At 74.2% G+C, this 24315-nt stretch carries 22 protein-coding genes and 3 tRNA genes; 16 read left to right on the top strand and 9 right to left on the bottom strand.

All coding sequences use genetic code 11. The features are described from left to right. The 4 genes from ABD220_RS13375 to ABD220_RS13360 form a co-directional block, all read left to right on the top strand. On the top strand, positions 1-678 hold a 678-nt coding region (locus ABD220_RS13375; RefSeq protein ID WP_344123341.1), incomplete at its 5' end, for a cupin domain-containing protein. An 88-nt stretch (positions 679-766) separates the two neighbouring features. Continuing rightward, positions 767-838, top strand: a tRNA-Gln gene (locus ABD220_RS13370). Positions 839-860: 22 nt separating this feature from the next. Next, positions 861-936 (top strand) — tRNA-Glu (locus tag ABD220_RS13365). A gap of 135 nt (positions 937-1071) precedes the next feature. After that, positions 1072-1147: transfer RNA gene (locus ABD220_RS13360), tRNA-Glu, on the top strand. Positions 1148-1225: 78 nt separating this feature from the next. Here ABD220_RS13360 and ABD220_RS13355 read toward each other — a convergent pair. Continuing rightward, positions 1226-2677: an alkaline phosphatase PhoX gene (locus ABD220_RS13355; protein WP_344123339.1), complete on the bottom strand. Its 1452-nt coding sequence runs from the start codon at positions 2675-2677 to the stop codon at positions 1226-1228. 223 nt (positions 2678-2900) lie between these two features. On the opposite strand from ABD220_RS13355, the gene ABD220_RS13350 reads away from it, so the two are divergent. Continuing rightward, positions 2901-3239, top strand: coding sequence for a DUF8129 domain-containing protein (locus ABD220_RS13350; protein ID WP_344123337.1), 339 nt, complete (start codon positions 2901-2903; stop codon positions 3237-3239). Positions 3240-3291: 52 nt separating this feature from the next. Beyond that, positions 3292-4266, top strand: a complete 975-nt coding sequence (locus tag ABD220_RS13345; protein WP_344123336.1) for an NAD(P)/FAD-dependent oxidoreductase — start codon at positions 3292-3294, stop codon at positions 4264-4266. 340 nt (positions 4267-4606) lie between these two features. On the opposite strand, the gene ABD220_RS13340 is transcribed toward ABD220_RS13345, so the two are convergent. From ABD220_RS13340 to ABD220_RS13330, 3 genes are all read right to left on the bottom strand, one after another. Then, on the bottom strand, positions 4607-5038 hold the full coding sequence (locus ABD220_RS13340) for an OsmC family peroxiredoxin (RefSeq protein WP_344123334.1): 432 nt from the start codon (positions 5036-5038) through the stop codon (positions 4607-4609). 146 nt (positions 5039-5184) lie between these two features. Further along, complete coding sequence (locus ABD220_RS13335) at positions 5185-6441, bottom strand: heparan-alpha-glucosaminide N-acetyltransferase domain-containing protein (protein ID WP_344123332.1); 1257 nt, start codon at positions 6439-6441, stop codon at positions 5185-5187. Between the two features lie 121 nt (positions 6442-6562). Next, positions 6563-6955: a hypothetical protein gene (locus tag ABD220_RS13330; protein ID WP_344123330.1), complete on the bottom strand. Its 393-nt coding sequence runs from the start codon at positions 6953-6955 to the stop codon at positions 6563-6565. Between the two features lie 436 nt (positions 6956-7391). On the opposite strand from ABD220_RS13330, the gene ABD220_RS13325 reads away from it, so the two are divergent. The 7 genes from ABD220_RS13325 to ABD220_RS13295 all read left to right on the top strand — a co-directional run bounded on the left by ABD220_RS13325 (position 7392) and on the right by ABD220_RS13295 (position 13958). Beyond that, complete coding sequence (locus ABD220_RS13325) at positions 7392-9500, top strand: heavy metal translocating P-type ATPase (protein ID WP_344123329.1); 2109 nt, start codon at positions 7392-7394, stop codon at positions 9498-9500. A 49-nt stretch (positions 9501-9549) separates the two neighbouring features. After that, positions 9550-10215, top strand: coding sequence for a DUF305 domain-containing protein (locus ABD220_RS13320; protein ID WP_344123328.1), 666 nt, complete (start codon positions 9550-9552; stop codon positions 10213-10215). Positions 10216-10551: 336 nt separating this feature from the next. Next, on the top strand, positions 10552-11712 hold the full coding sequence (locus ABD220_RS13315) for a glutamate--cysteine ligase (protein ID WP_425552562.1): 1161 nt from the start codon (positions 10552-10554) through the stop codon (positions 11710-11712). Then, positions 11709-12500: an alpha/beta fold hydrolase gene (locus ABD220_RS13310; RefSeq protein ID WP_344123324.1), complete on the top strand. Its 792-nt coding sequence runs from the start codon at positions 11709-11711 to the stop codon at positions 12498-12500. Before ABD220_RS13315 ends, ABD220_RS13310 begins: the two co-directional genes overlap by 4 nt. Next, on the top strand, positions 12497-13201 hold the full coding sequence (locus tag ABD220_RS13305) for an esterase/lipase family protein (RefSeq protein WP_344123322.1): 705 nt from the start codon (positions 12497-12499) through the stop codon (positions 13199-13201). Before ABD220_RS13310 ends, ABD220_RS13305 begins: the two co-directional genes overlap by 4 nt. Positions 13202-13351: 150 nt before the next feature. Next, positions 13352-13627, top strand: coding sequence for an SHOCT domain-containing protein (locus ABD220_RS13300; RefSeq protein ID WP_344123321.1), 276 nt, complete (start codon positions 13352-13354; stop codon positions 13625-13627). A 136-nt stretch (positions 13628-13763) separates the two neighbouring features. Then, the gene (locus ABD220_RS13295) at positions 13764-13958 is read left to right on the top strand and encodes a DUF2795 domain-containing protein (RefSeq protein ID WP_344123319.1); all 195 of its coding nucleotides are present in this window, start codon (positions 13764-13766) and stop codon (positions 13956-13958) included. A gap of 72 nt (positions 13959-14030) precedes the next feature. Here the strand turns inward: ABD220_RS13295 and ABD220_RS13290 are convergent, their stop codons facing one another. Further along, positions 14031-14582, bottom strand: coding sequence for a DUF421 domain-containing protein (locus tag ABD220_RS13290; RefSeq protein ID WP_344123317.1), 552 nt, complete (start codon positions 14580-14582; stop codon positions 14031-14033). 54 nt (positions 14583-14636) lie between these two features. After that, positions 14637-15884, bottom strand: a complete 1248-nt coding sequence (locus tag ABD220_RS13285) for a cation:proton antiporter domain-containing protein (RefSeq protein ID WP_344123315.1) — start codon at positions 15882-15884, stop codon at positions 14637-14639. Positions 15885-16043: 159 nt separating this feature from the next. Between ABD220_RS13285 and ABD220_RS13280 the strand changes: the two genes are divergently transcribed. The 3 genes from ABD220_RS13280 (at position 16044) to ABD220_RS13270 (ending at position 20584) form a co-directional block, all read left to right on the top strand. Further along, positions 16044-16919, top strand: coding sequence for a potassium channel family protein (locus tag ABD220_RS13280; protein ID WP_344123313.1), 876 nt, complete (start codon positions 16044-16046; stop codon positions 16917-16919). Positions 16920-17135: 216 nt separating this feature from the next. Further along, positions 17136-18899: a dynamin family protein gene (locus ABD220_RS13275; protein WP_344123312.1), complete on the top strand. Its 1764-nt coding sequence runs from the start codon at positions 17136-17138 to the stop codon at positions 18897-18899. Continuing rightward, entirely contained in the window at positions 18896-20584 is a 1689-nt protein-coding gene (locus ABD220_RS13270) for a GTPase (protein ID WP_344123310.1), read from the top strand. The genes ABD220_RS13275 and ABD220_RS13270 overlap by 4 nt, the downstream gene beginning before the upstream one ends. 40 nt (positions 20585-20624) lie before the next feature. On the opposite strand, the gene ABD220_RS13265 is transcribed toward ABD220_RS13270, so the two are convergent. The 3 genes from ABD220_RS13265 to ABD220_RS13255 all read right to left on the bottom strand — a co-directional run bounded on the left by ABD220_RS13265 (position 20625) and on the right by ABD220_RS13255 (position 24272). Then, entirely contained in the window at positions 20625-21479 is an 855-nt protein-coding gene (locus ABD220_RS13265) for a hypothetical protein (RefSeq protein ID WP_344123372.1), read from the bottom strand. Then, positions 21463-23229 (bottom strand): NAD(P)/FAD-dependent oxidoreductase, encoded by a 1767-nt coding sequence (locus ABD220_RS13260; RefSeq protein WP_344123309.1) that lies wholly within the window; start codon positions 23227-23229, stop codon positions 21463-21465. The genes ABD220_RS13265 and ABD220_RS13260 overlap by 17 nt, the downstream gene beginning before the upstream one ends. 230 nt (positions 23230-23459) lie before the next feature. Beyond that, positions 23460-24272 (bottom strand): IclR family transcriptional regulator, encoded by an 813-nt coding sequence (locus ABD220_RS13255; RefSeq protein WP_344123307.1) that lies wholly within the window; start codon positions 24270-24272, stop codon positions 23460-23462. Between the last annotated feature and the right edge of the window lie 43 nt (positions 24273-24315).

The following is a 24315-nucleotide window of genomic DNA, read 5'->3' as shown; positions in this document are numbered from 1 at the left end:
CCGTCGTCCCCGGACGGCGGGCCGGACCGTCGTCGGCGGGGACGTCATCTGCACGCGCCCGGACTCTCCGGCGTAGCCTGGGTGACGGGGGCGATCACCATGGACCGGACCGACGACCAGATCGAGACGATGCGCGCGGGGCGCCCGCAGCACCGCAATCCCGTGCAGGGCGACACCATCACGTGGCTGCGGACCGGGGCCGTGACGGGGGGTGAGCACGCCCTGCTGCACGTCGAGGTGGAGCCCGGGGGAGAGGTGATCGCCCACTACCACCGCCGGTTCGGGCTGCGCCTGCGCGTCCTGGAGGGCGTGCTGCGGGTCCAGGTCGGGCACGTCGTGCGGGACCTCGGCACGGGCGCAGAGGTGGAGGTGCCCCCGGAACACCTGTTCCGCTGGAAGAACCCCGCCGGGACGCCGGCCCGGTTCGTGGTCGAGGTGCGGCCCGCCCACGAGGGCTTCGAGAAGGGGCTCGTGGCCCTGTACGGGCTCGCGCGGGACGGGCGCACCCGCCGGGACGGACGGCCGAGGAGCCTGCTGCGCACCGCCCTGCTCATCCAGTGGACCGACATCAACCTGCCGGGGATCTACCGCTGGCTCGGGCCGGTCCTGCGGGTGCTGGCGGGGATCGCCCGCCGCCGCGGGATCGACCGTGAGCTCGAGGACCGCTACTGCGGCTGAGTACGATTTGCCGCACCGCCGGAAGGCCGGTATAGTTCTTTTGCGTTGCGCCGGTCGTCGCGGGAAACCGCCGGGCCGGGGGCGACAGTGGGATATGGTGTAATTGGCAACACTACGGTTTCTGGTACCGTCATTCTAGGTTCGAGTCCTGGTATCCCAGCGCTGCTCCATCGGATCAGTACGGCCCCATCGTATAGCGGCCTAGTACGCCGCCCTCTCACGGCGGTAACGCGGGTTCGAATCCCGCTGGGGTCACCACCGCGGAACACCCCCGGACCACACGGTCCGGGGGTGTTCCCGTGTCCGGGCCCCGGCGCCCGCGTCCGGGGCAGGCCTCGGAACCTGGTACAGTGTACGAGGCCGGTCGCGGGAAACCGCCGACCGGATCGGTGCGGCCCCATCGTATAGCGGCCTAGTACGCCGCCCTCTCACGGCGGTAACGCGGGTTCGAATCCCGCTGGGGTCACCACGCAGGAAGTCCCCCGGACCAGACGGTCCGGGGGACTTCGCCGTTTTCCGCCCGACCGGGGCGGGCGCCAGGTGCGCTTCAGCCGACCGGTTCGTGGGACGGACGCGTCCACGGGCCCGTGATGGCCACGGTGAATCCGGGTTGCTGGATGTTGACGAACAAGTACTTCCCGTCCTTGGAGAACGTGGGGCCGCAGAACTCCGAGTCGTTGTGGTCGTTGCGGGCCAGGGCATAGGCGCGACCCCGCTCGGTCACTCCCACCAGGTGGCTGGTTCCGTCCCCGTCCTCGGCGAGGACGAGACCGCCCTGCGGGGAGATCGTGATGTTGTCCGGCCGCTCGAAGCGCATCTCGGGGTCCGGGTCCTCCCTGACCCCGAAGAGCACGGTCAGCGTGACCGTCTCGGCGGCCGGGTCGTAGAACCAGACCTGGCCGTTGTGGTGATGCAGGGCCAGGCGCAGGCTCTGCTTCCCATAACCCTCTGCCTCCTCCAACTCGTCCGGAGCATCTGCGTAGCTGGAGACGAAGTACACGCCGTCGTCGCCCCACCACTGCCCCTCGAGCTTGTGGGCGCGGGTGATGGCATCGTCGTCGAACTGCCGGCGCACGGACTCGTCCTGACCGTCGCGGTCGGGGACGTCGAGCCACTGCACCTCGTAGCGGGTCCCCACGCTGGTCGCCTCCGCGAGGTCCTGGACAACCGTCCCGTCCTCGAGGCAGCGCATGGCGTGCAGCACACCGGCGACGTCGCCGCCCTCCGACTCGGCGAGCTCGCGCAGCGCGCCGCGACCGGGGACGAAGCCGGGCGGAGGGGTCCAGCGGTAGTAGAGGCCGCTGGGACCCCCGGCGTCCTCCGTCAGATAGATCTGTGCGGTCGACGGGTCGATGGCCACGGCCTCGTGCGAATAGCGCCCCAGGAACTTCAGGGGGACAGGGGACCTGTCGAGGTTGGCATCACGGCTCTCCGGGTCCACCTCGAACACGTAGCCGTGATCCTTGGTGAAGTCTTCCTCGCCGGCTCGCACGCTGGTCTCCTCGCAGCTCAACCAGGTGCCCCAGGGCGTGACCCCGCCGGCACAGTTGTTGACGGTCCCGGCCAGCGACGTGTACTGCGACACCCGGTTGCCCTCGGCGTCGACGACCAGCGTGGAGGTGCCCCCCGACGCGCCCGGATCGTAGGTGAGCCCCTCGACCGCAGGAACCGGATGCAGTTCGGTGCCGTCGTTCTCGTGGTTGCAGATCAGGACGGTTCCGCCGTTCCCGGCGTCGAAGACCCCCATGCCGTCCGGGTCGGACGGATGGGTGCCGTCGGACGTCGAGGTCTCGCCGGACCGGGCCAGCACCGTGTAGGTGAACCCGCTCGGCAGCGCGAGGATGCCGTCGGGGTCGTCCAGCAGCCGGCCGTAGCCGACGGCCTCGCGCGTCGTGGGGTGGTCGATGCGGCCGCACGACGTCAGACCCCCGAGGCCGGCCACGGCGAGGCCCAGGGCGCCGGCGCCCAGAAATCCACGGCGGGAGAGACGAGGTGGCACGGAGAGGCTCCTCACGCAGGAACGGATGAATGCCGGGTGCAGCTACACGGCAATCGCCACCCTAGTGACGGTCGTGGCGAGCCCGCACCCTTTGACGTCGGATGACGGGCCCCTGCGCCCCGCCGGGCACTAAGTACACTTACATTTTGCCCGCGGGACTGTTACGTTGGCAGGACCGTCGCCGCGGAAGTCCAGGTCGGCGACCACGAGCCAAGGAGCAGACGTGAACGACATCCCTCAGCACGACGACCTCCCGCTGCCCGACTACGACCACCTCCCCGTGGGGGTGCTCGCCTCGAAGATCACGGGCCTCGACGAGGGCGGACTCCAGAAGCTGCTGGACTACGAGCGAGCGCACGGCAACAGGCTGCCCGTCGTGCAGGTCCTGGAGCGCCGCCTCGAGGCGCTGCGCCAGGGGGCCGAGCCCAGCGGCGCGGTGCCCGCGGCGGCCCCCGAGGTGTCCGAGACCAGTGGCGGGTCGCCGGTCTCGCCGGAGACGACCGGACCTCCGATCAACCCCCCGTCGCAGGGCACGCCCTTCAACCCGGCGCAGCCCCGCTGAGCCTCCGCGGACCCGGCCGGGGAGGACATCCAACCGCGCGAAGGAGCGCATCATGAACGAGAGCTACGACGTGGTCGTCGTCGGAGGCGGGCCCGCAGGCCTCGCCGGGGCGCTGTGCCTGGCCCGTGCCCGGCGCACGGTGCTCGTGGTGGACGCCGGATCCCCGCGCAACGATCCCGCCGAGCACCTCCACAACTACCTCGGCCGGGACGGTGACGCCCCGGGCGCGCTGCTCGCGGACGGGCGTGCCGAGGTCACCGGCTACGGAGCGGACGTCGTCGCCGGCACGGTGGTCTCCGCGCGCTCCATCGGGGAGGACGGCGGCGACGTCCGGTTCCTCCTGGCGCTCGAGGACGGCCGGTCGGTGCGGGCGCGTCGCGTGCTGATCACCACCGGACTGACCGACGAGCTGCCGGACGTCCCCGGCGTCGCCCAGCGCTGGGGGCGCGACGTCATCCACTGCCCCTACTGTCACGGCTGGGAGTGGCGGGACGAGCCGCTGGCGGTGCTGGCCACGGGCCCCCTGGGCGTGCAGCAGGCGCAGCTGTTCCGGCAGTGGAGCGACGACATCACGTTCGTGCAGCACACCGCCCCCGCCCCGCAGGACGAGGAGCGCGCGGAGCTGGCGGCCCTCGGCGTCGCCTGCGTGACGGGCGAGGTCTCGCGCGTCGAGGTGGCCGGGGACCGGATCACCGGTCTGCGGCTGGTCTCCGGCGAGCTCGTGCCGTGCCGTGCCGTGGTCGTGGTGCCGCGCTTCACCGTCCGCTCCGGTCTCATCGACTCCCTCGGGCTGAGCACAGCCGAGGAGGAGGAGAAGGGCCATGCCGTCGGCACCTACGTGCCCTCGGCGCCCACGGGTGGCACGGACGTGCCGGGGATCTACGTGGCGGGCAACGTGACAGACCTCCACGCCCAGGTCCTCGCCGCGGCGGCGGCCGGGCTCAAGACCGGCACGGCCGTCAACACCGACCTGCTGGCCGAGGACCGGGAGCGGGCGCGGGCCTCGGCCGTGCAGCCCGGGAGCTGAACCCCGGCGCGGCGGGACTGCTCGGAGCGGGAGCGGATCCACGAGGAGCCGGAGCACGCGCGTTGGGTCCACCCCGCCCGTCCGGTCCGCGCGACCGCGTCGGACGGCGCGCCGGACGCCCCGGGCGGCGGGACCGTGCGTCGCCGCCGACGGGCAGCAGGCGGTCCAGGACGACGGCTCGGCGGTCCGCTCCTCAGGCCTGGGCACCGGTCCGCGGCTCCTCGGCCGCGCGGCCGGCGACCCGACCCGCCCCGGTCCGGGCCGGCCGGAAGCACGAGGTCGGAGGAGGTGGGCTCCACCGGCCCGGACAGGGCCCGCGCCGGTGGAGCCGGGGACGGGATCAGGCCAGCGAGGCGTCCAGGGTGATGTCCACGGACAGTGCCTGCGAGACCGGGCAGCCGGCCTTGGCCTCCTCGGCGATGCGCGCGAAGTCCTCGGGGGAGATGTTCTCCACCTGCGCCTCGACGGTCAGCCTGACCCCCTTGATGCCCTCGCCCGCCACGAAGGTCACCTCGGCGGTGGAGTCCAGCCGGGTGGGCGGGGTGTCGTTCTGGGCGAGCATGTTGGAGAAGGCCATGGAGTAGCAGGTGGCGTGCGCGGAGGCCAGGAGCTCCTCGGGGCTCGTCCGGGGGCCGGCGCCGCTCTCCGCGCGCGTGTCCCAGTCCACGTCGAAGGGGCCCAGGCCCGAACCGCTCAGGCTGGTGGTGCCCGAGCCGTTGAAGAGATCGCCGGTCCAGACGGTGCTGGCCTTGCTGACGACAGGTTTCGGCATAGTTCCTCCTCGGATCCACGGCAGGCGGGCGCTCCGCATGCCGGCGCCGGGCGGCGCTGCTGTCACGCTAGCCGATCACCTGCGTCGGGGGACCGGGCGGGGCCGCGATTCAGCCGTGAGCGCGTGCCCGGTCCGCGGGGCGCGAGCTATCCCAGGGGCTTCCTGGGCGTGTCCGGGCCGCGCGAGGTCCCGCGGTCGGCGACGGCGCGGGCGGTCGCGTGCGCGGCGGCGGACACGACCCGTTCCAGCGGACCCCGCCCGAACGCGTGCCGCCAGGCGAGCGCCACGAGGGCGGAGAGCAGGAGGCAGGCGACGAACCAGAGCAGAGGGCTGCTGTAGTGGACCTCGGAGGCGAGCAGGACCAGCTGTCCCGTGTACAGGGTCAGGGTCATGGCACCCATGGCCGTGAGCGGCAGCAGCCACCTGCCGAACTCGCGCCCGGCGAGCAGGAAGGCGCCGAGCACGGCCGCGCTCACCCCGAGGCTCCACGCCACCGAGAGGGGCGTGTTGGTGTGCGGGGCGGAGAGCGCCTGCCACCACAGCGAGGAGGTCGGCAGCGGCCCGCCGGCGCCGAACACGATGATGTGGTCCAGGTCCGCCCGGGTCAACGACACGATGCTGTAGAGCAGGACGTTGTAGCCGTCCAGGCCGTAGAGCAGCACCCAGGAGACGAGCTTGGCGAGGGCCGCGAGGCCGAGCCCCACGGCCAGGAGGCGGGTCTGCAGACGCAGGCCCTTGAGGTTGAGCCGGCCGAGGGCCAGTCCGGCGAGCAGGTACGCCATGTACGTCACGGCCGGGTACGTCCCGGTCAGCGTGAGCTGCCAGAACAACGCGAGCGGTTCGGTGACGAGGTGCGCGAAGGTCGGGTTGGCGGCGCTGTGCTCGGGCACCACGTCGCCCAGCCAGTGGATCAGGAAGGGCCCGAGGAGCAGGAACGCGCCCGAGCACAGCAACAGGGTCCGCGCCCGCAGCCCGAGGAAGGGCAGGGCGAGCAGGAAGAAGAGCCCGTAGTGGACCAGGATGCCGACGGCCGGGGGGTCCGGCGGCATCAGGTAGCCGACGATCAGCCCGACCGCCATGATCAGCAGCGCACGCACCACGATCCCGGCCCGGGCGGCGGCGAGGTCGCGGCCCTTGCGGGGTCTGCGCCCGCCGGTGGAGTAGGCGAGGCCGACGCCGGCGAGGAGGGCGAACAGCGCGGCGGAGTCCCCGGCGAACAGCAGCCAGGACAGGGTGGGCCGGTCGTTGTCAGGGTAGGACTGCGGCAGGAAGTGGACGGCCGTCAGCCCGACGAGTGCCAGCCCTCGAGCGGCGTCCACGGCGACCAGGCGCCCGGCCGACCGGCGGGGGTCGAGCTCGCCGGCGGTCTCCGCGGTCCGGTCTCTCGTGGGGTGGTCGTTCATGGGTCCCGCCGTCCTGTTCCTCATCCCCGGGACCACGGTGGGCCGCGCTCAGGATGTCATGTGCACTGCCGCCAATCTTCGCATCCGAGCCGCTGGTCGCGGCAACGTTGCGCCGGAAGGCTCAGGAGGCCGCGTGCAGCTGCGACCCGGGCGGCGGCACGGGCAGCCCGGCGCGGCGGCGGTGCAGGATGCTGGCGCGCATCCGGCGCCGGGCGTCCAGGGCGGCTGCGGCCGGTTCGGCCGGCTCCGCCTCGGGCACGAGGATCTCCACTTCCTCGGGCAGGTCCTCGTCGTGCTCGACCGCCCGGCGGAGCAGGTCCGCCGCGGCCGGCTCCAGCTCGTGCACGCAGGTGAGGTCCACGCTCACCGTCGCCGCGGGGAGCGTCGCCCGGGCCCGCCGCAGGACGGGATGGAGAGCCTGCTGGTTCGCGCGGGTCAGGGCGCCGGTCACGCTGACCCGGACGTACCGGCCGTCGAGGTCCACCTCGACGAGGGCGGAGATCTTTCGCTGCACGGTGTTCGCTCCTTCACGGGGCGGCGGACCGCCGCTCCGCCCGATCGACAATAAGCACGCTGTTGTTCCGGTCGCCGACAAACCCTAAGCGTCCTTATGGTCGGTCTGCAAGTTCCGGTCGGGTGCACGCCGGTCCGGGCGCCCTGACGGCCGCCCCGCCGCGCCGCGGCCGCGAGTTCGGCCACGCGGGGCCCAGTGCCGGGTGCGGCGCCGCGCAGGGTGGTCCGGGGGTGCGGTGCAGGGCGTCGCAGCCCTCCTGTTCCATACCCCCGCCGGGTATACAGTGAGGGCTCTTCCTGGGTGCTGCCGATCCCCGCGGCACCCGGTCGCCGCGGAAAGGAGCACCCTGAGCACCCGTCAGTCGCGCGGCCGCCAGGCCGCGCCGGACGACACCCGCGCCCGTCACCAGGCCGGCACCGGCACCCACGGACAGGCCATGCCCCGTGGCCACGCCCACTCCGCCGTGGACGAGGACCACGTGGTGCACGCCCACGGGGAGCACGCCGGGCACTCCACGGCGATGTTCCGGAACAGGTTCTGGCTCGCTCTCGTGCTCGCAGTCCCCGTGGTGGTCTTCAGCCCGATGGTCGGGCACCTGCTGGGCTACCACGTCCCCGCGTTCCCCGGTTCGTCCTGGATCCCTCCGGTGCTGGGCACGGTGATCTTCCTCTGGGGCGGGGCCCCCTTCCTCCGGGGCGGGCTCACCGAACTGCGGTCGAGGCAGCCGGGGATGATGCTGCTGATCGCCATGGCCATCACCGTCGCCTTCGCGGCCTCCTGGGTCACCACCCTGGGGATCGGCGGGTTCGACCTCGACTTCTGGTGGGAGCTGGCCCTGCTGGTGGTCATCATGCTGCTGGGCCACTGGACGGAGATGCGCGCCCTCGGAGCGGCGTCCTCCGCCCTGGACGCCCTGGCCGCCCTCCTGCCCGACGAGGCGGAGAAGGTCACCGGCGACGAGGTCCGAACCGTCCCGGTCGCCGAGCTGGCGGTCGGCGACGTCGTGCTGGTGCGCTCCGGGGCCCGTGTCCCCGCCGACGGGACCATCGTCGACGGCGCGGCCGCGTTCGACGAGTCCATGATCACCGGCGAGTCGAGGACCGTGGGCCGCCGCGCCGGTGACACGGTGGTGGCCGGGACCGTGGCCACGGACAGCGCCGTGCGCGTGCGCATCGGCGCCGTGGGCGAGGACACGACCCTGGCCGGCATCCAACGGATGGTGGCCGAGGCCCAGGAGTCCTCCTCCCGCGCCCAGGCGCTGGCCGACCGTGCTGCGGCCCTGCTCTTCTGGTTCGCGCTGGGCGCCGGCGTCCTCACCGCAGCCGCCTGGACGCTGCTGGGCAGCCCGGGCGACGCCGTCGTCCGCACCGTCACCGTGCTGGTCATCGCCTGCCCCCACGCCCTCGGTCTGGCGATCCCGCTCGTCATCGCCATCTCCACCGAGCGCGCGGCCCGCTCCGGCGTCCTGATCAAGAACCGGATGGCCCTCGAACGGATGCGCACCGTCGACGTGGTGCTCTTCGACAAGACGGGCACCCTCACCGAGGGCGCCCACGCCGTCACGGGCGCCGTCCCCGCGGCGGGGGTCTCGGCGGCGGAGCTGCTGGGCCTGGCGGCGGCCGCCGAGTCCGACAGCGAGCACCCCGTGGCCCGGGCCATCGTGACCGCAGCCGCGCAGCACCCGGAGCGCGACCGTCCGGCGCGGCGCGCGACGCAGTTCCGCTCCGCGACGGGGCGCGGGGTGCGCGCTGCCGTCGACGGCGCCGAGATCGCCGTGGGCGGGCCGAACATGCTGCGGGAGCTCGGGGCGCCCGTCCCGGCCGAGGTCGCCGGACCGGCCGAGGAGTGGGCCCGGCGCGGTGCCGGCGTGCTGCACGTCCTGCGCGACGGGCGGGTCATCGGCGCCGTGGCGCTGGAGGACCGCATCCGCCCGGAGTCCCGGGCCGCGGTGGCCGCCCTGCAGGCCCGGGGGGTGAAGGTCGCCATGATCACCGGCGACGCCCGACAGGTCGCCGAGGCCGTGGGCGCCGAGCTGGGCATCGACGAGGTCTTCGCCGAGGTCCTGCCCCAGGACAAGGACACCAAGGTCGTCGAGCTCCAGTCCCGCGGCCTGGCCGTGGCCATGGTCGGCGACGGCGTCAACGACGCCCCGGCCCTGGCGCGGGCCGAGGTCGGCATCGCCATCGGGGCCGGCACCGACGTGGCCATGGAGTCGGCCGGCGTCGTCCTGGCCGGCAACGACCCCCGGTCGGTGCTGACGATGATCGACCTGTCGCGGGCCAGCTACACCAAGATGGTCCAGAACCTCGTGTGGGCCACGGGCTACAACGTGATCGCCGTGCCCCTCGCGGCGGGCGTGCTGGCCCCGGTCGGGATCGTGCTGTCCCCGGCCGTCGGGGCGGTGCTGATGTCGGTGTCCACGATCGTGGTGGCGCTGAACGCCCAGCTGCTGCGCCGGCTCGCCCTGGATCCGGCGCGCCTGGCCGCGACCGGCACCGAGGAAGGCCGTCCTGTCGAGCGGACCGCCACCGCCCCCAGCTCCTGACCCCGGGATCCCTGCCCCGTCAAGACCGACCAGAAGAGAAGGACATCTCGTGAACCGTTCCACCACCCTCCCCGCCCTCGCCCTCGCCCTGGCCCTGACCGGCTGCGGCGCCGGCAGCTCGGAGCAGGACACCGGCGCGGGCCCGGGGACCGCCCCGGCCACCTCCGCCCCCGGGGCCACGACCACGGGCGCGGCCGCCGACGGGGCCGTCTCCGCCGAGCACAACGACGCGGACGTGCTGTTCGCTCAGATGATGCTGCCGCACCACGAGCAGGCCGTGCGGATGAGCGAGATGCTGCTGGCCGAGGAGGGCGTCCGGGCCGAGGTCGCCGACTTCGCCCAGCGCGTCATCGACGCCCAGGGCCCGGAGATCGAGCACCTGAACGCGATGCTCGCCGCCTGGGGCGCCGAGCCGTCGGCCGGGGACGTGCACGGGACGGAGCACGGCTCCGACGCCGGCATGGGCGGCATGGGCGGCATGATGACGGCGGAGGACATGCAGGCCCTCGAGACAGCCCAGGGCCAGGACGCGGCCCGGCTGTACCTGGAGCAGATGACCGTCCATCACGAGGGCGCGGTCGAGATGGCGCGCGACCAGGCCGAGCGGGGGCAGAACCCGCAGGCCGTCGAGCTGGCCCGCCACGTGGCCGCGGACCAGGAAGCGGAGATCGCCGAGATGGAGCGGATGCTCCGGGAGCTGCCGGACGGTACCTGAGCGTCCCGGCGGCACCCTCGTCGCCGAGGACCGGACCTCACCCGGGACGGTGCGGGGACCGGGAGCCTCCCGGACCGGGGCGGAAGGGCGTCGTCGACGTCCCGGCCCTCGACCGGGTCACCGTCCGGATCGCCCTCGCGGACATCGCCGGCCGCTCCGTCCACCACTGCCGCATCCTCGGCCGCGAGGACCCCGGCACGACGGGCGCCGTCGAGCGCCGTTGAGCTGCGGCGGCGGTCAGGCCCCCGGTGCTACGCTCCGCAGTGAGCCCGGGGATCCCCGGCGACGGCAGCGGGTCCTCCCGCCGCGCCTCCGCACCGCTCCAGCCCGTCCCGGATGGTGGTGATCACCGTTTTCCCGCACCCGACCCCCACAGGGACCACCGGTCCCACCCGCACCTTCGGCGTGGAGGAGGAACTGCTCCTCGTGGACGCCGTGACGCTGGAGCCCGCCGCCGCCGGCGTGGACGCCGTGCGCGCGCACGCCGCAGCCGTCCGCTCCGCCCCGGCGGCGGCGCCGTCCCACCAGGTCACCACCGAGCTGCAGCAGGAGCAGATCGAGGTCGCGGGCCCTCCGCTGACCGGCCTCGCCGACCAGATCGCCGCCATCCGGCGCGGACGCGGCCTGGCCGACGCCGCGGCCCGTGCGGTGGGGGCTCGCGCCGTCGCCCTCGCCGCACCGGTCGCGGCGGGTGCCCCGCACCTCGTGCCCACGCCGCGCTTCCGGTGGCTCCGGGAGCGCTTCGGCCTGGTGGCCGACGAGCAGCTGACCTGTGGCCTGCACGTCCACGTGGGCATCGGCAGCCGCGAGGAGGGCGTGGCCGTGCTGGACCGCATCCGCGGGTGGCTGCCCGTCCTGCTGGCCCTGAGCGGCAACTCCCCGTTCTGGTACGGCCGGGAGACCGGGTTCAGCAGCCACCGCTACCAGGCCTGGGTCCGCTGGCCCGCTGCCGGGCCCGGCGAGGTTTTCGGCTCGGTCGACGAGCACGACCGTCAGCGCGAGGCCCTGCCGCGCTCCGGGGTGCTCCTCGACCTCGGCATGATCTACTCCGACGCCCGGCTCTCGGCCCGCTATCCCACCGTGGAGATCCGGATCGCGGACGTGTGCCTGGACGCGGAGCAGGCCGGGGTGCTGGCCGCCCTCGCCCGCGCGCTGGTCAAGACGGCCTCCCGCCAGTGGCGGGCGGGCCTCCCGGCGCCGGCGGTGAGCGGGGCGCAGCTGCGGGCCTGGTCCTGGCAGGCGAGCAGGGCCGGTGCCGAAGGACCCCTGGTCAGCCCGTCCTCCGCCGCGCCGGCCCCGGCCGGGGACGTCGTGGCCGAGCTGCTCGCCGTCGTGCATCCCGTGCTCGCGGAGTGGGGCGAGGCCGAGCAGGTGGAGTCCGTGGCGGCCGGCGTGCTGCGCCACGGCTCCGGGGCCCGGCGGCAGCGCACGGCCTTCGCCGCGCGGCGGGACCCGCTCGACGTCGTGCGGCTGGCGCTCGAGGAGACCCACCGGTGAGGAGGCGGCGGCACCCCGAGCTCGAGCGGCGGCGCGTCGTCGCGGGGACCCACCCGGTGGACGTGCGCGGGACCTTCGACCCGGCCCGGCCCCCGGTGGTCCTCGTGCACGGCGTCGGCATGTCGAGCCACTACTTCCTGCGCTTCGCCGGCGCGCTCGCGGCCACCCACGACGTGTACGCCCTCGACCTGCCCGGCTACGGCACCGCGCCCCGCCCCTCGCGCCCGCTGACGGTGCCCGAGCTCGGGCACGTGGTCGCGGAGGCGGTCGGGGCGCTGGGACTGGCCGATCCCGTCGTCGTCGGCCACTCCATGGGCTGCCAGGTCGTCGTGGACGCCGTCAAGGACCATCCCGGGCTGTGGGCCGGGTACGTGCTGGTGGGACCGACCGTCGACCCTTCCGCCCGCAGCCTGCTCGGCCAGGGGTGGCGGCTGCTGCGAGACAGCCTGCGCGAGCCGGCGCGCACCAACGCCGTGGTGGTCCTGGACTACCTGCGGATGGGCCCGATCCGCTACCTGCGCACCGCCCGGTACATGCTCCGCGACCGGATCGAGCACGACATCCGGGGCTGCACGCCCCCGGGCCTGGTCGTGCGCGGCTCCCGCGATCCCATCGCCCAGCGGGACTGGGCGCGCAGCCTGGTCCGAGCGGCACCCGACGCCCGTCTCCTCGAGATCCCCGGCGCCCCGCACAACGTCCAGCACACCGATCCCCAGGAGCTCGCCGCCGCATGTGCACCCTTCTTCGACACCTGCCGCCCCGGCTCCCGTCCCGGGGGCCCGGAGTGATCCCGCGCCGGCTGGGCGAGACGGGGGTCAATCTCGCGGCGTGGGCGCGGGACTACGTCTACGCGGTCCGGTGGCAGGCAGCCGGTCTCCTCGGCCGCTGGGACCCCGCCCACTACCGGGGCCCGGGGGAGCCGGGGAGCACGCCGGTCGTGCTGATCCCCGGCATCTACGAGTCGTGGACGTTCCTGCTGCCGGTGGCCGGACTGCTGCGGGAGCACGGCCACGACGTCCACGTGGTGGAGGACCTGAGGTTCAACACCGGGACCATCGAGGACATGGCGGCGCTGGTGGACGAGCACATCCGGCGGGAGGGGCTCGAGCGCTGCGTGCTGGTGGCCCACAGCAAGGGCGGGCTCATCGGCAAGTACCTCCTGGCCCACCACAACGAGCGCACCGTGATCCAGGGCCTCGTGGCCGTCAACACGCCCTTCGCCGGGTCCGAGCTGGCCCGGCTCCTGCCCCTCCCGACGATCCGGGTGTTCCTCCCGCACTCCCCGGAGCTCACGGCCCTGACCACCAGCCGGGACGTCAACCAGCACATCGTCTCCGTCTACGGACTGTTCGACCCCCACATCCCGGGCGGCAGCCGCCTCGAGGGGGCGCGCAACGTCCAGCTCGGCACGCGCGGGCACTTCCTGCCGCTGGGCGACCCGCGCGTGCACGGGGCGATCCTCGACGGGATCGGCACCCTCACCCGCTGACCTCCCCGGCGGCACCGAACGCGGGGGAGGAGGAGCCCTGTCGTGGCCGGGGACGTACCGGTGTCGGAGGCGGCTGCTAGTCTCCGGCCACCGAGCGCAACCGTGAGGGGCGCCGGGGACAGGGACGACGTCGGAGGAGCGGGTGGGACCGTGGTCGTACTGGGACTGACGCCCTTCCAGGGCTGGGAGGTGATGTCCTGGGCCGTGCTGGCCGCCGCCGCGGCGTGGGCCGCGGTGCGGGGCGTCCGATGGCTCGTGGGACGCTACGGGCAGAACACGCGCTGGGGCCGCAGGGCGCGCACCCGGCTCGGCCTGCGCCGGGCCCGGGACGGCCTGCTGGAGCGCCACGCCGCCGGAGAGCTCACCGAGGAGGAGTACCGGGAGCGGCTGCGGCTGCTCGAGCAGGAGGGCCGCTCCGGTCCGTGAGGGCGACGGCCCGCGCCCTCTCCGCCCGGCCGCGATGCGCGCGGGGCTGACGAACGGCAAGCAGGCTGACAGACTGGAGTCGCCCGTGGCCCGCCGCACCGGCGGGACGAGACCCGGCGACGACGAGGAGACTGCCATGTCCGACAAACCCAACCCCATCGAGCTGCAGAAGCACCTCAGCGGCCTGGACTACCCGGTCGGCAAGGACGAGATCGTGCGGAAGGCAGAGGACTCCGGCGCGGACGGCTCGATCCTCGAGGCGCTGCGGCAGCTCCCGGACCAGCAGTACGAGAAGCCCACGCACGTGACCGAGGCCGTCTTCGGCGAGTAGTCCGCGCGGCCCGCTCCTGCGGTGGTCCCGCGGCGCCGCGGGCGCTGCGGGACCACCGGGGACCGCCCGCGCTCACTCCTGGGGCCCGGCGCCCGCCCCGTTTCCCCGAGCACGGTCGGTGCCGCGCACGTTCTCCAGGGCCGAGCCGTCACCGTACTTCTCGGAGGTGATCACGCTGAGCTTGCCGTTGGTCTCCAGCACGACCGCCTTGACCTGGGAGAGGTCCCCGGTGCCCTGCATGCGCACCGCCTGGCGGAGCTCCGACTCGGTGAGCCGGTTGCGGTGCAGGGCGTCGTGCCGGATCCTGCCGTCGGCGAGCAGCAGCGCGGGCTCCGAGGTGAAGAACCGCCGTGCCCGCGGCCAGCGGGCCGAGATCCAGGCGACGAGCAGCTGGAGACCGGCGAGCAGGGCCAGGGCGGTGAACCCCTCGGTCCAGGAGACGTCCGTGCTGAGGAAGATCGTGGCGAGGGTCGAGCCGAGGGCGACCGTGACCACGAAGTCGAAGACGTTGAGCTGACCGAGGGTGCGCTTGCCGGACAGGCGCAGGATCACCACCAGCGTCGCGTAGGAGGCCGCGCCCACGAGAAGGATCCGGAGGACGTCGGCCCAGGAGTCAAACCACACGGCAGGACCTCCGTCCGTCCGTCGCGGGGGTCCCGGGGCAGTGCTGCTGCGGGCTCATGCGGGGGTCTCCTCTTCTTGTTTGCGCTCCGGCTCCCGGCGCCGGAGCCACGCGCTCAGCGGGGCGGTGGACAGCCCGTGGACCAGCACGGACAGGGTGATCGCCAGGGTCGTGTGGACGAAGATCTCGTGCTCGCCCGTGTGCCGCTCGGCCAGCGTGGCGTAGAACAGGGCGGAGACGCCGATGGGCCCGAACCAGCTCAGGAAGAACGTCTCGGAGCGGTCGTGCACGCCTCGCAGCAGCGGCCGGAGCGCCCACAGGGCGACGAGGCGGCGCAACAGCAGCGCGGCACCGACGACCGCGGGGGCCACCCAGCCCAGCCGCGCCCACTCCTGGATGGGCAGGGCCATGCCGAGGAGGACGAACACCGGCAGCAGGAACAGCCGGGCGACCGCGTCCTGCACCTTGTCCTCCTGCGCCTCGTCCCGCTGGGGGATCACCTGACCGAAGACGGCGACGCCCACGAAGACGGCCAGCAGGGCGTCGGTGCCCAGCAGCTTGCCGGTCCCGAGCAGGACCAGGGCCAGCGGCACGATGAACGCCAGGTAGGAGCTCTCCTCCATGAGCCCGTGCCGGCGCACGAGGACGAAGAGCTTGCCCAGCAGGTAACCGGACAGCGCCCCGAAGGCGGCGGCGCCGAGCACCTCCCACAGCAGGACCCTGGTCAGCAGCTCGTGCCACGCCCGGTCCGGTTCCGTCAGGAGCAGCACCGGCAGGAGGACGAAGAGGTAGGCCAGCCCGTCGTTGAGCCCGCTCTCGGCCGAGAGATTGTGCCGGACCCGCTCGGGGATCCTCTCCTCGGCCAGGGATCCCGTGACGATGGGGGTGGTGACCACCGGGTCGGTCGGGGTGACCACGGCCCCCAGCAGCAGGGCCAGCAGGAACGGCACGCCGAGCGCCGCCCACAGCACACCCGTGGCCACGGCCAGCATCAGGGCCATGCCGAGGCCGATGATGACGGCGATCCAGCGGGCGTCGCGCCGCCAGTAGCCGTGCGGCAGGCGCAGGGCGACTCCGGCCAGTCCCACCGCCAGGGTGATCCGTGAGGCCTGCTCCAGCAGCGTGCCGGGAGGCAGGCCGAAGTCCTCGATCCGCACGAGGTCCAGCGCGAACGGGCCGATCAGCGCCCCGAACGCGAGGGCGAGCACAGGTCCGGGCAGGCTCATCCGCTGCAATAGCGTCGAGAACGCCGAGATCAGCAGGACGGCTCCGGCGAAGAGCGCCAGCACCAGGTTGATGTCCATGTCCGTCCTTCCGCTGCGGCCGGGGCTCGGTGGCGTTCCGGGCCCGTGTGGCCCTACCGTAAACCTGCTGACGGTCTACCGGGCAAGCGCCGACCGCGACCGGTGCCACCGGGTAGGGTCACGGGGAGGAGCCGGCGCGAACGGGAACGGAGCGACGACGTGGACGTGCTGATGACGCTGCTGGGGATCGCGGTCGTCCTGCTCGGGCTGTGGGACATGTACCACAGCCTGCTGCACCCCAGCGGCACGGGCGCCCTCGGTGGCCGGGTGCAGGCCGCCGTCTGGCGGATGTCCAAGCGCACCGGGCACCGCTTCGGCTCCGCCGTGGGCCCGGGGTCGATGATCACGGTGGTCGTCCTGTGGGTGCTGCTGCAGGGGGTCGGCTGGGCGCTGGTCTACCTGCCGCACGTTCCCGCCGGCTTCACGTACTCGCCCGGGGTCGACCCGGGCGACTACCCCGACGTCGTGGGCGCCCTCTACATCTCCCTGGTGACGCTCGCGACGCTGGGCTTCGGGGACGTCGTGGCCACCGACCCCTGGATCCGCCTGGCCACCCCGCTCGAGGCGCTGACCGGGTTCGCCCTGCTGACGGCGGCCCTGACGTGGTTCACCCAGATCTATCCGCCGCTGTCCCGCCGCCGCGCCCTGGCCCTCCAGCTGAAGTCCTTCGCCGACGTCGGCTACGCCGACGGCATCGGCGAGGAGGACCCGAGCGCCTCCGCGCTGGCGCTCGACGCGCTCACCGCCGAGGTGCTGCGGGCCAGGGTCGACCTCACCCAGCACAGCGAGACGTACTACTTCCAGGAGGAGGACCCGGATCTCTCCCTGGCCCGCCACCTGCCGTACGCCCTCGTGCTGCGGGACCGCGCCGCGCAGGCCGACAGCGTGCAGCTGCGCCGCAGCGCCCAGCGGCTGGACCTGGCCCTGGAGCAGCTCGGGCTGAAGCTGCGGGAGGACTTCCTGCACACGGGACAGGCACCCGGGGAAATCTTCGCCGCCTACGCCGCGGACCACCTGCGGGCCCCGCGCCGCTGACCCGCGGCCGGGATGCAGGCCCCCGCTGGGCCGGTGGCGCGGTCCAGGACGGCCGCGGCGTGCACCCGCTGCGGGCACCCGCTGCGGGCGGCCCCGGCGCCCTCGAGCGCACCGGCCCCGCGGGGAGCGACCCGTCCGTGGCCGGATGGCCGTCCGGAGGGCGTGCGCACCCGGCGGGCCGTAGGTGCACAGCAGGCTTACTGGCACAATGGGCCTGTGACCGACCAGACCGAGATCCTGAGCGCCCTCGAGGACGCGCGGGCGCTGCTCGCGGCGTCGACCCTCCCGCTGTCCACGACCGACGTGCTGCGCGAGCGGCAGGACATCGACCGCGCCGTCGCCCAGCTCGACGACTACGTGCTGCCCCGGGTGCGCTCGCTCGACGCGCCGCTGCTCGCGGTGGTCGGCGGGTCCACGGGTGCCGGCAAGTCGACCCTGGTGAACGCGGTCGTGGGCCACCCCGTGACCCGGGCCGGCGCCATCCGACCGACCACCCGGCAGCCCATCCTCATCCACCACCCGCGCGACGCCGACGCGTTCGCGACCCAGCGGGTGCTCCCGCACCTGAGCAGGATCCACGCGCAGAAGGTCACCCCCGCCGGCTCGACCGCCGCGGACACCGCCTCCCCGTCCGCGCTGCCCGGCACCGCCGACGGCCAGGCCCTCGTGCTGCTCGCCGATCCGCGCATCCCCGAGGGCGTGGCCCTGCTCGACGCCCCGGACGTCGACTCGATCTCCGACGAGAACCGCCGGCTCGCGGGGCAGCTGCTCGCCGCCGCCGACCTGTGGCTGTTCGTGACCACCGCGAACCGCTACGCCGACGCGGTGCCGTGGCGGCTGCTCGTCGAGGCCGCCCAGCGGGACATCACGGTGGCCGTGGTCCTCGACCGGGTCCCGCGCGGGCTCGAGGTCGAGATCGAGGAGGACCTCCGGCGGATGCTCGCCGAGCAGGGCCTGGGCGACGCCCCGTTGTTCACCGTCCCGGAGTCACCGCTCAACGAGATGGGCATGCTCCCGCCGCACGTCGTCGACCCCGTCGTGGACTTCCTGGCCGAGCTGGGGCGCGACGCCGCCTCCCGCTCGGAGATCGCCCGCCGGACCCTCGGCGGCGCGGTGCGCTCCATCGCCGAGCGCACGGGCGCGGCCGCGACCGCGGTGCTCTCCCAGCAGCGCGTCGAGGCGCAGCTGCGCAACGACGTGGACCGCGCCTTCGACGAGGCGCTCGCCGCCGTCATCGAGTCGACCCGCGACGGGGCCCTGCTGCGCGGAGAGGTGCTCGCCCGCTGGCAGGACTTCGTGGGCACCGGCGAGTTCTTCCGCAACCTCGAGGCGGGGATCGGCCGGATGCGGGACCGGCTCACCGCCTTCCTCAGCGGGAGGCCGGCGCCCGAGGTCCAGGTCGAGGAGGCCATCGAGACCGGTCTGCAGACCGTGATCGTCGAGGAGGCCGCGCGGGCCTCCGAGACCGCGGAGCGCCGCTGGCAGGACGAGCCCGCCGGCCGGGTCCTGCTCGGCGGGTCCGACCTCGGCTCGTTGCCCCCGGACTTCCGCGAGCGCACGGCCGAGCAGGTGCGCGCCTGGCAGGGCGACCTCATGGAGCTGATCCAGCGCGAGGGCGCGGACAAGCGGACCAAGGCGCGGGCCATGTCCCTGGGCGTCAACGCCCTGACGGTGATCCTCATGATCGGCGTGTTCTCCATGACGGGCGGGCTCACCGGGCTGGAGGTCGGCATCGCCGGCGGCTCCGGCGTGGTGGGCACCAAGCTGCTCGAGGCGGTCTTCGGGGAGGACGCCGTGCGGCGGATGGCCGAGGAGGCCCGCAAGAACCTCGAGTCGCGGATCCACACGGTCATGGACCAGCAGGCGTCCGTGTTCCTGCGGCGCCTCGACGTCCTGGACGGGCACCCGGAGGCCGGCGAGCTCGCCGCCGTGGCCGAGCGCATCCGCACCGCGGGGCGGACGCTGGGGGAGGGCCGGTGAGCCCCTCCCGGCAGGCGGCCCCGACCCTCTCCGAACGGCTCACGGCGCTCGCGCGCGCCACGGAGCTGGCCTCCGGTCGGCTCGACGAGGAGGCCGTGGCCGCCTCCCGCACCGTCCTGGACCGCGCCGCCGAACGGCGCTCCCTGTCCGCCGACCACACCGTGGTGGGCTTCTTCGGGGCGACCGGGTCCGGGAAGTCCACCCTGTTCAACGCGGTGGTGGGCCGGGACATCGCCCGGGCCGCGGCCCGCCGCCCCACCACTTCGGAGCCCCTGGCCGCCGTCTGGGGCGAACCGGGCAGCGAGGCCCTGCTCGACTGGCTCGGCGTCTCCCAGCGCCACCACGTCGACACGCCCCTGCCCGCCGAGCACGGGGGCACCGGCCGGTGGGCGCGCGTCAAGGAGCGGCTCGCGGGCGCGCCGGTCGACGGGGGAGCCGGCGGGCTGATCCTCCTGGACCTGCCGGACTTCGACTCCGTGAGCCTGCACCACCGCACGATCGTGCAGCGCCTCGTCGGCATGGTGGACGTCGTGGTGTGGGTGGTGGACCCGCAGAAGTACGCCGACGCGGTCATCCACCAGGAGTTCATCGCGCCGCTGGCCCGCCACGGAGCTGTCACCATGGTGGTGATGAACCAGGTGGACCGGTTGCCGCCCGGAGAGGTCCCCGCCGTGATGGCCTCCCTCGAGGAGCTGGTGGCCCAGGACGGGCTGCCCACCACGGGGCTGTCGAAGCCGGTGGCCGTCTCGGCGGTGACGGGCGAGGGCGTCGAGGCGCTGCGCGCCCGGATCCGCCAGGTGGCCGACAGCAAGGCCGCGGCCGGCGCCCGGCTCGACGCCGACGTCGACGACGCCGCCGAGCGGCTCGCCGAGGCCTCGGGCGAGGGGGAGCCGGCCGGGATCACGGAGGCGGCCCAGGAGCGGCTCGCCGACGGCCTGGCGCAGGCCGCCAACGTGCCCGGGATCGCCCGGGCCGCCGGGCGGTCCTACGCCCTGCACGCCGCGGGCCACACCGGGTGGATCGCCACCCGGTGGCTGCTGAAGTTCCGCAAGGACCCCCTGCGTCGGCTGAACCTCGACCGGGGCGAGACCGTGAACCCGGAGGTCAACCGGACGTCCCTGCCGCCCATGGGCGCCGCCCAGCGCGCGGCGGCCGACTCCGCGGTGCGCACCTTCGCCCACGACGCCGCGGACGGGGCCGCGGAGCCGTGGACCCGGTCGGTCCGGCAGGCCGCGCGCACCCACGAGCAGAAGCTGCCGGACGCGATCGACCAGGCCGTGGCCCGCACCGACTTCCGGGCCGGGCGCAACTCCTGGTGGTGGCTCGTCTTCGACGTCGTCCAGTGGCTCGCGATGCTCGCGGTGGTCGCGGGCCTGGTGTGGCTGCTGGGGCTGTTCCTGCTCGAGTGGTTCCAGATCCCCGTCCCGCCGCCCCCGTACGTCGAGGGCTTCCCGCTGCCCGTGCCCACGCTGCTCGTCCTCGCCGGGGTGGTGCTCGGGATCTTCGTGGCCCTGACCGGCCGCGTCCTCGCCGGCTTCGGTGCCCGGATGCGGGAGCGCACGGTGCGGCGCCGGCTGCGGGCGTCGGTGGCCGAGGCGGGCCGGCGCACGGTCGTCGACCCCGTGCGGTCGGAGCTCGAGGCCTTCGCCGCCTTCCGGAGGGCCCTGGCCGTCCTGCGCGGCTGAACCGCGGATCGACGCCCACACCGTGCCGGGGGAGTCGCTCTCAGCCGCGGCCGCCGGCCGGGCGGAGCGCGAGGATCCATCCGCCCGCGACGCCGATGGCGAGCAGGACGATCACGAAGCCCGCGGCGGGCGCGCCCGCCCACTCCAGGACGTCGCCGTGGCGCAGCAGGGCCACGACCTGCAGCAGGGCGAAGGCCAGGGCGCTCAGGCCGAGGGGGCGGACGGTGCGCGCGTCGCCCCTGGACAGCGCGTACGCGGCCGCCCACCCGAGGCCGACCAGCCAGGCCCCGACCGCTCGGGCCGTCAGCGCGGTCAGGGTCCACGGCCACAGCGTCGCGGCCTGCGCGGGCAGGAGCAGGAGCGCGGCCCCGGCGAGCAGCAGCACGGCGGCGACCCCCGCCAGGAGCAGCCGCAGCCCGGTGGGCAGCGGGGCCCGGGCCTCCGTCCCGGCAGCGGCGGCCGGCGGCCGGGACCGCGCCTGCACCCGTCCGATGACGAGCATCGCCACGGGCACGGCGGCGTAGACGACCAGCCAGGTCCAGGTCGCGACCCGGGCGAGGAACGGGTGGTCGGGGGAGAGGTGGAACCGCTCGAGGTGGAGCAGGGTCACGCCGAGGGTCAGGGCCGTGAAGACGAACACGGGCCAGACGGCCAGTTTCGCCCGGTCCCAGCCGGCGGAGCGCGCGCCGGCCACCTCCAGGACGGCGCTCGACCAGTACGCCGCGCCCAGGAAGACCGCGGTCATGGGCGGGTCGATCGTCCAGGCGAACCACTCCGCCGTGCGCAGCGGGAACACGTACAGCAGCAGCCCCGCGAGGAACACCAGGAAGGCGGCGGTGCGGAGCAGGCGCCGCATGGACGGGACCAGCGGCGCGGCATCAGCCGGGGAGCGCATCACCGGCCGGCTTCTGCGGCGCGGCCCGCGGGGTCCCCGCCGGGGCCGGGGCGGTCGGCGGGTGCTGGGCCAGATAGCCGTGCAGGAGCGAGATCACCGTGGCGCCGTCCCCGACGGCGGTCGCCACTCTCTTGATCGAGCCGGCCCGGACGTCGCCGATCGCGAAGACCCCGGGCATGCTGGTCTCCAGGAGCAGCGGCGGCCTCGCCGGTCCGCCGGAGACGGCGTCCTCGATCTCCCGGGTGCCGCCCGTGCGCAGGAACCCGGCGGGGTCGCGCTGCACCGTCTCGGGCAGCCACGACGTCCGCGGCACCGAACCGATCAGCACGAACAGCGCGGCCGCCTCGATCTCCTCGGGGGCCGCGCCGCCGGGGCGCCCCGTGGCGGCGACCTCGATGGCGGCGAGGCCCCCGTCCCGTTCGCGGGCGCCCACGACCTCGGTTCCGTAGCGGATCATCACGTTCCTGGTCGCCCTGAGCTGGGCGATGAGATAGCTCGACATGCTGGCGGCCAGGGTCGGTCCCCGCACCAGCAGCGTCACGTGCTTCGCGTACTTCGCGATGTGCAGGGCCGCCTGACCGGCCGAGTTCCCGCCGCCCACGACGCAGGCCGCCTGCCCGACCAGCGACGGCGCCTCGGAGACCGCGGCGCCGTAGAAGACGCCCCTGCCGACCAGTTCCTCGCACTGAGGCACGCCGAGGCGGCGGTAGTCCACCCCGGTGGCCACCACGACCGTACGGGCCCGCACGACACCGCCGTCGGACGTCGCCACCGTGCGCACGGCCCCGTCCGCGCCGAGGCTCTGCACCTGCCGCATGAACAGGAAGTAGGTGCCGAAGACCCAGGCCTGCTGGAAGGCGCGGTAGGCGAGGTGGGCGCCGCTCACCCCGCGGGAGAAACCGGGATAGTTGCGGATGAGCGAACTGGTGCCTGCCTGACCGCCCACCGCCTGCTGCTCCACGACGATCGTGGAGAGGCCCTCGGACGAGGCGTACACCGCCGCCGCGAGCCCGGCCGGGCCGGCCCCGACGATGGCGACGTCGAAGACCTTGTCCGTGGGCGGTGGCCGGTTCACCCCGATCGCGTCGGCGATCTCCGGGTCGCCGGGATTCACCAGGACGGTCGGCGGCGAGGTGAACTGCAGCACCAGCACCGGCAGCGGGGGGTCGTGCAGGCCCAGGCTCTCCAGCATCCGCTGCGTCGCCGGGGACGCGACCGGGTAGAAGCCCACCGGGATGTGGTCGCGGCCGAGGATGTCCCGCAGCGCGTGGGTGCGTTCGTCGTGCTGCTCCCCGATCAGGCGGATCGCCTCGAAGCCTCCCCCCTGGCCGAGGTGCCAGTCGTCGAGGGCGTCGGTGATGGCGCCGTGGAACTCCTCGTCCCGCGGCTGCTCGGGACGAAGCACGAGCAGATCGGCGTGGCCCTGGGCGAGGGCCCGGAACACGGCCGGGGCGCTGGCGAAGTCGCCCCAGACGACCGCGACAGCCCGTTTGGCGGCCGGGTGATCCGCGTAGGCGCGGCGCAGGAAGTCCAACCCGGCGCGGTCGGCCGGGCCGTAGCACCCGACGATGAGGGCCACCGTGCGTCTCCAGTGCCGGAGGCCGGCGAGCACCGCCCGGGCGTGGGGGTAGTCGTTGCAGACCACGACCTCGTAGTCGGAACCGTAGCGCCGGCGCAGCTCGCTGCCCAGGATGTTCCGGGAGACCGGGTCCTTGGTTGCCAACAGCATGACCGGAGCCGAATCGTCCATGGCCGCCACCTCCTGGTGGGTCCCTGGTCGGATGGCGCTCAGGCTACTCGCGCCGCACCGCGGGAACAAGAGCTCCTCGCCCGGGCCCGGCGGCCGGGGCACGCAGCCCGGGGGCGGCGCGGAGCACGCCGGGGGCGCCCGGGGGCCCGGTCCTGCGGCAGCGGCCTCCACCGGGACCGGCCACCGCAGGAGCCCGCCCCGCCGCGGGTCGAGGGCGGGGCGGGCCCCGGCTACTGGGTGGTGGCCCGGACCGCTTCCGTGAGCTGGCGCGCGGCCTGCACCACGACCTCGGCGTGCAGCCGGCCCGGCTGCCGGGTGAGCCGTTCGATCGGCCCGGAGATCGACACCGCCGCGATGACCCGGCCCGAGGGCCCGCGGACCGGCGCCGAGACGGAGGCGATCCCCGGTTCGCGCTCGCCCAGCGACTGCGCCCAGCCCCGGCGGCGCACCCCGGCCAGCACGGTCGCGGAGAACCGCGCGTGGCGCAGGCCCTCCAGCAGGCGGTCGTGGTCCTCCCACGCGACGAGCACCTGCGCGGCGGAGCCCGCCTTCATCGACAGCTGCGTGCCCACCGGGATCGTGTCCCGTAGCCCGATCGGCCGCTCGGCCGAGGCCACGCACACGCGCCAGTCCCCCTGCCGGCGGAAGATCTGCGCGGACTCCCCGGTGGCGTCCCGCAGGTTCATCAGGACAGGGCCGGCTGCGGCGATCAGGCGGTCCTCGCCGGCCGCGGACGCCAGCTCCACGAGCCGGGAGCCGAGCACGAACCGGCCCTGGATGTCCCGGCCCACGAACCGGTGGTGGGCCAGGGCCACGGCCAGCCGGTGCACGGTGGGACGGGCGAGTCCGGTGGCGCTCACCAGCTGCGCGAGCGTGGCCGGGCCGGCCTCGAGGGCGTCGAGGATCGTGGCGGCCTTGTCGACCACCCCCACACCGCTGGGCGCGGTGGTGGAGGCCAGGGCCAGCGCCTCCCCGGTGCCCTGCCCGCCGAGCGGCGTGCCCAGCGGGGCGCCGGACGGGTCCATGTGTCCAGATGTGTCCATGCACTGATACTGCCGTCTCAGAATATGAGAAGCAAGCCGGAAA

The sequence above is a fragment of the Kocuria aegyptia genome (assembly GCF_039530085.1).
In the GTDB taxonomy this organism is placed as follows: Bacteria; Actinomycetota; Actinomycetes; order Actinomycetales; family Micrococcaceae; genus Kocuria; species Kocuria aegyptia.
The sequence above is the reverse complement of the archived record's forward strand: the minus strand, read 5'-3'. Positions and strand labels throughout refer to the sequence as shown.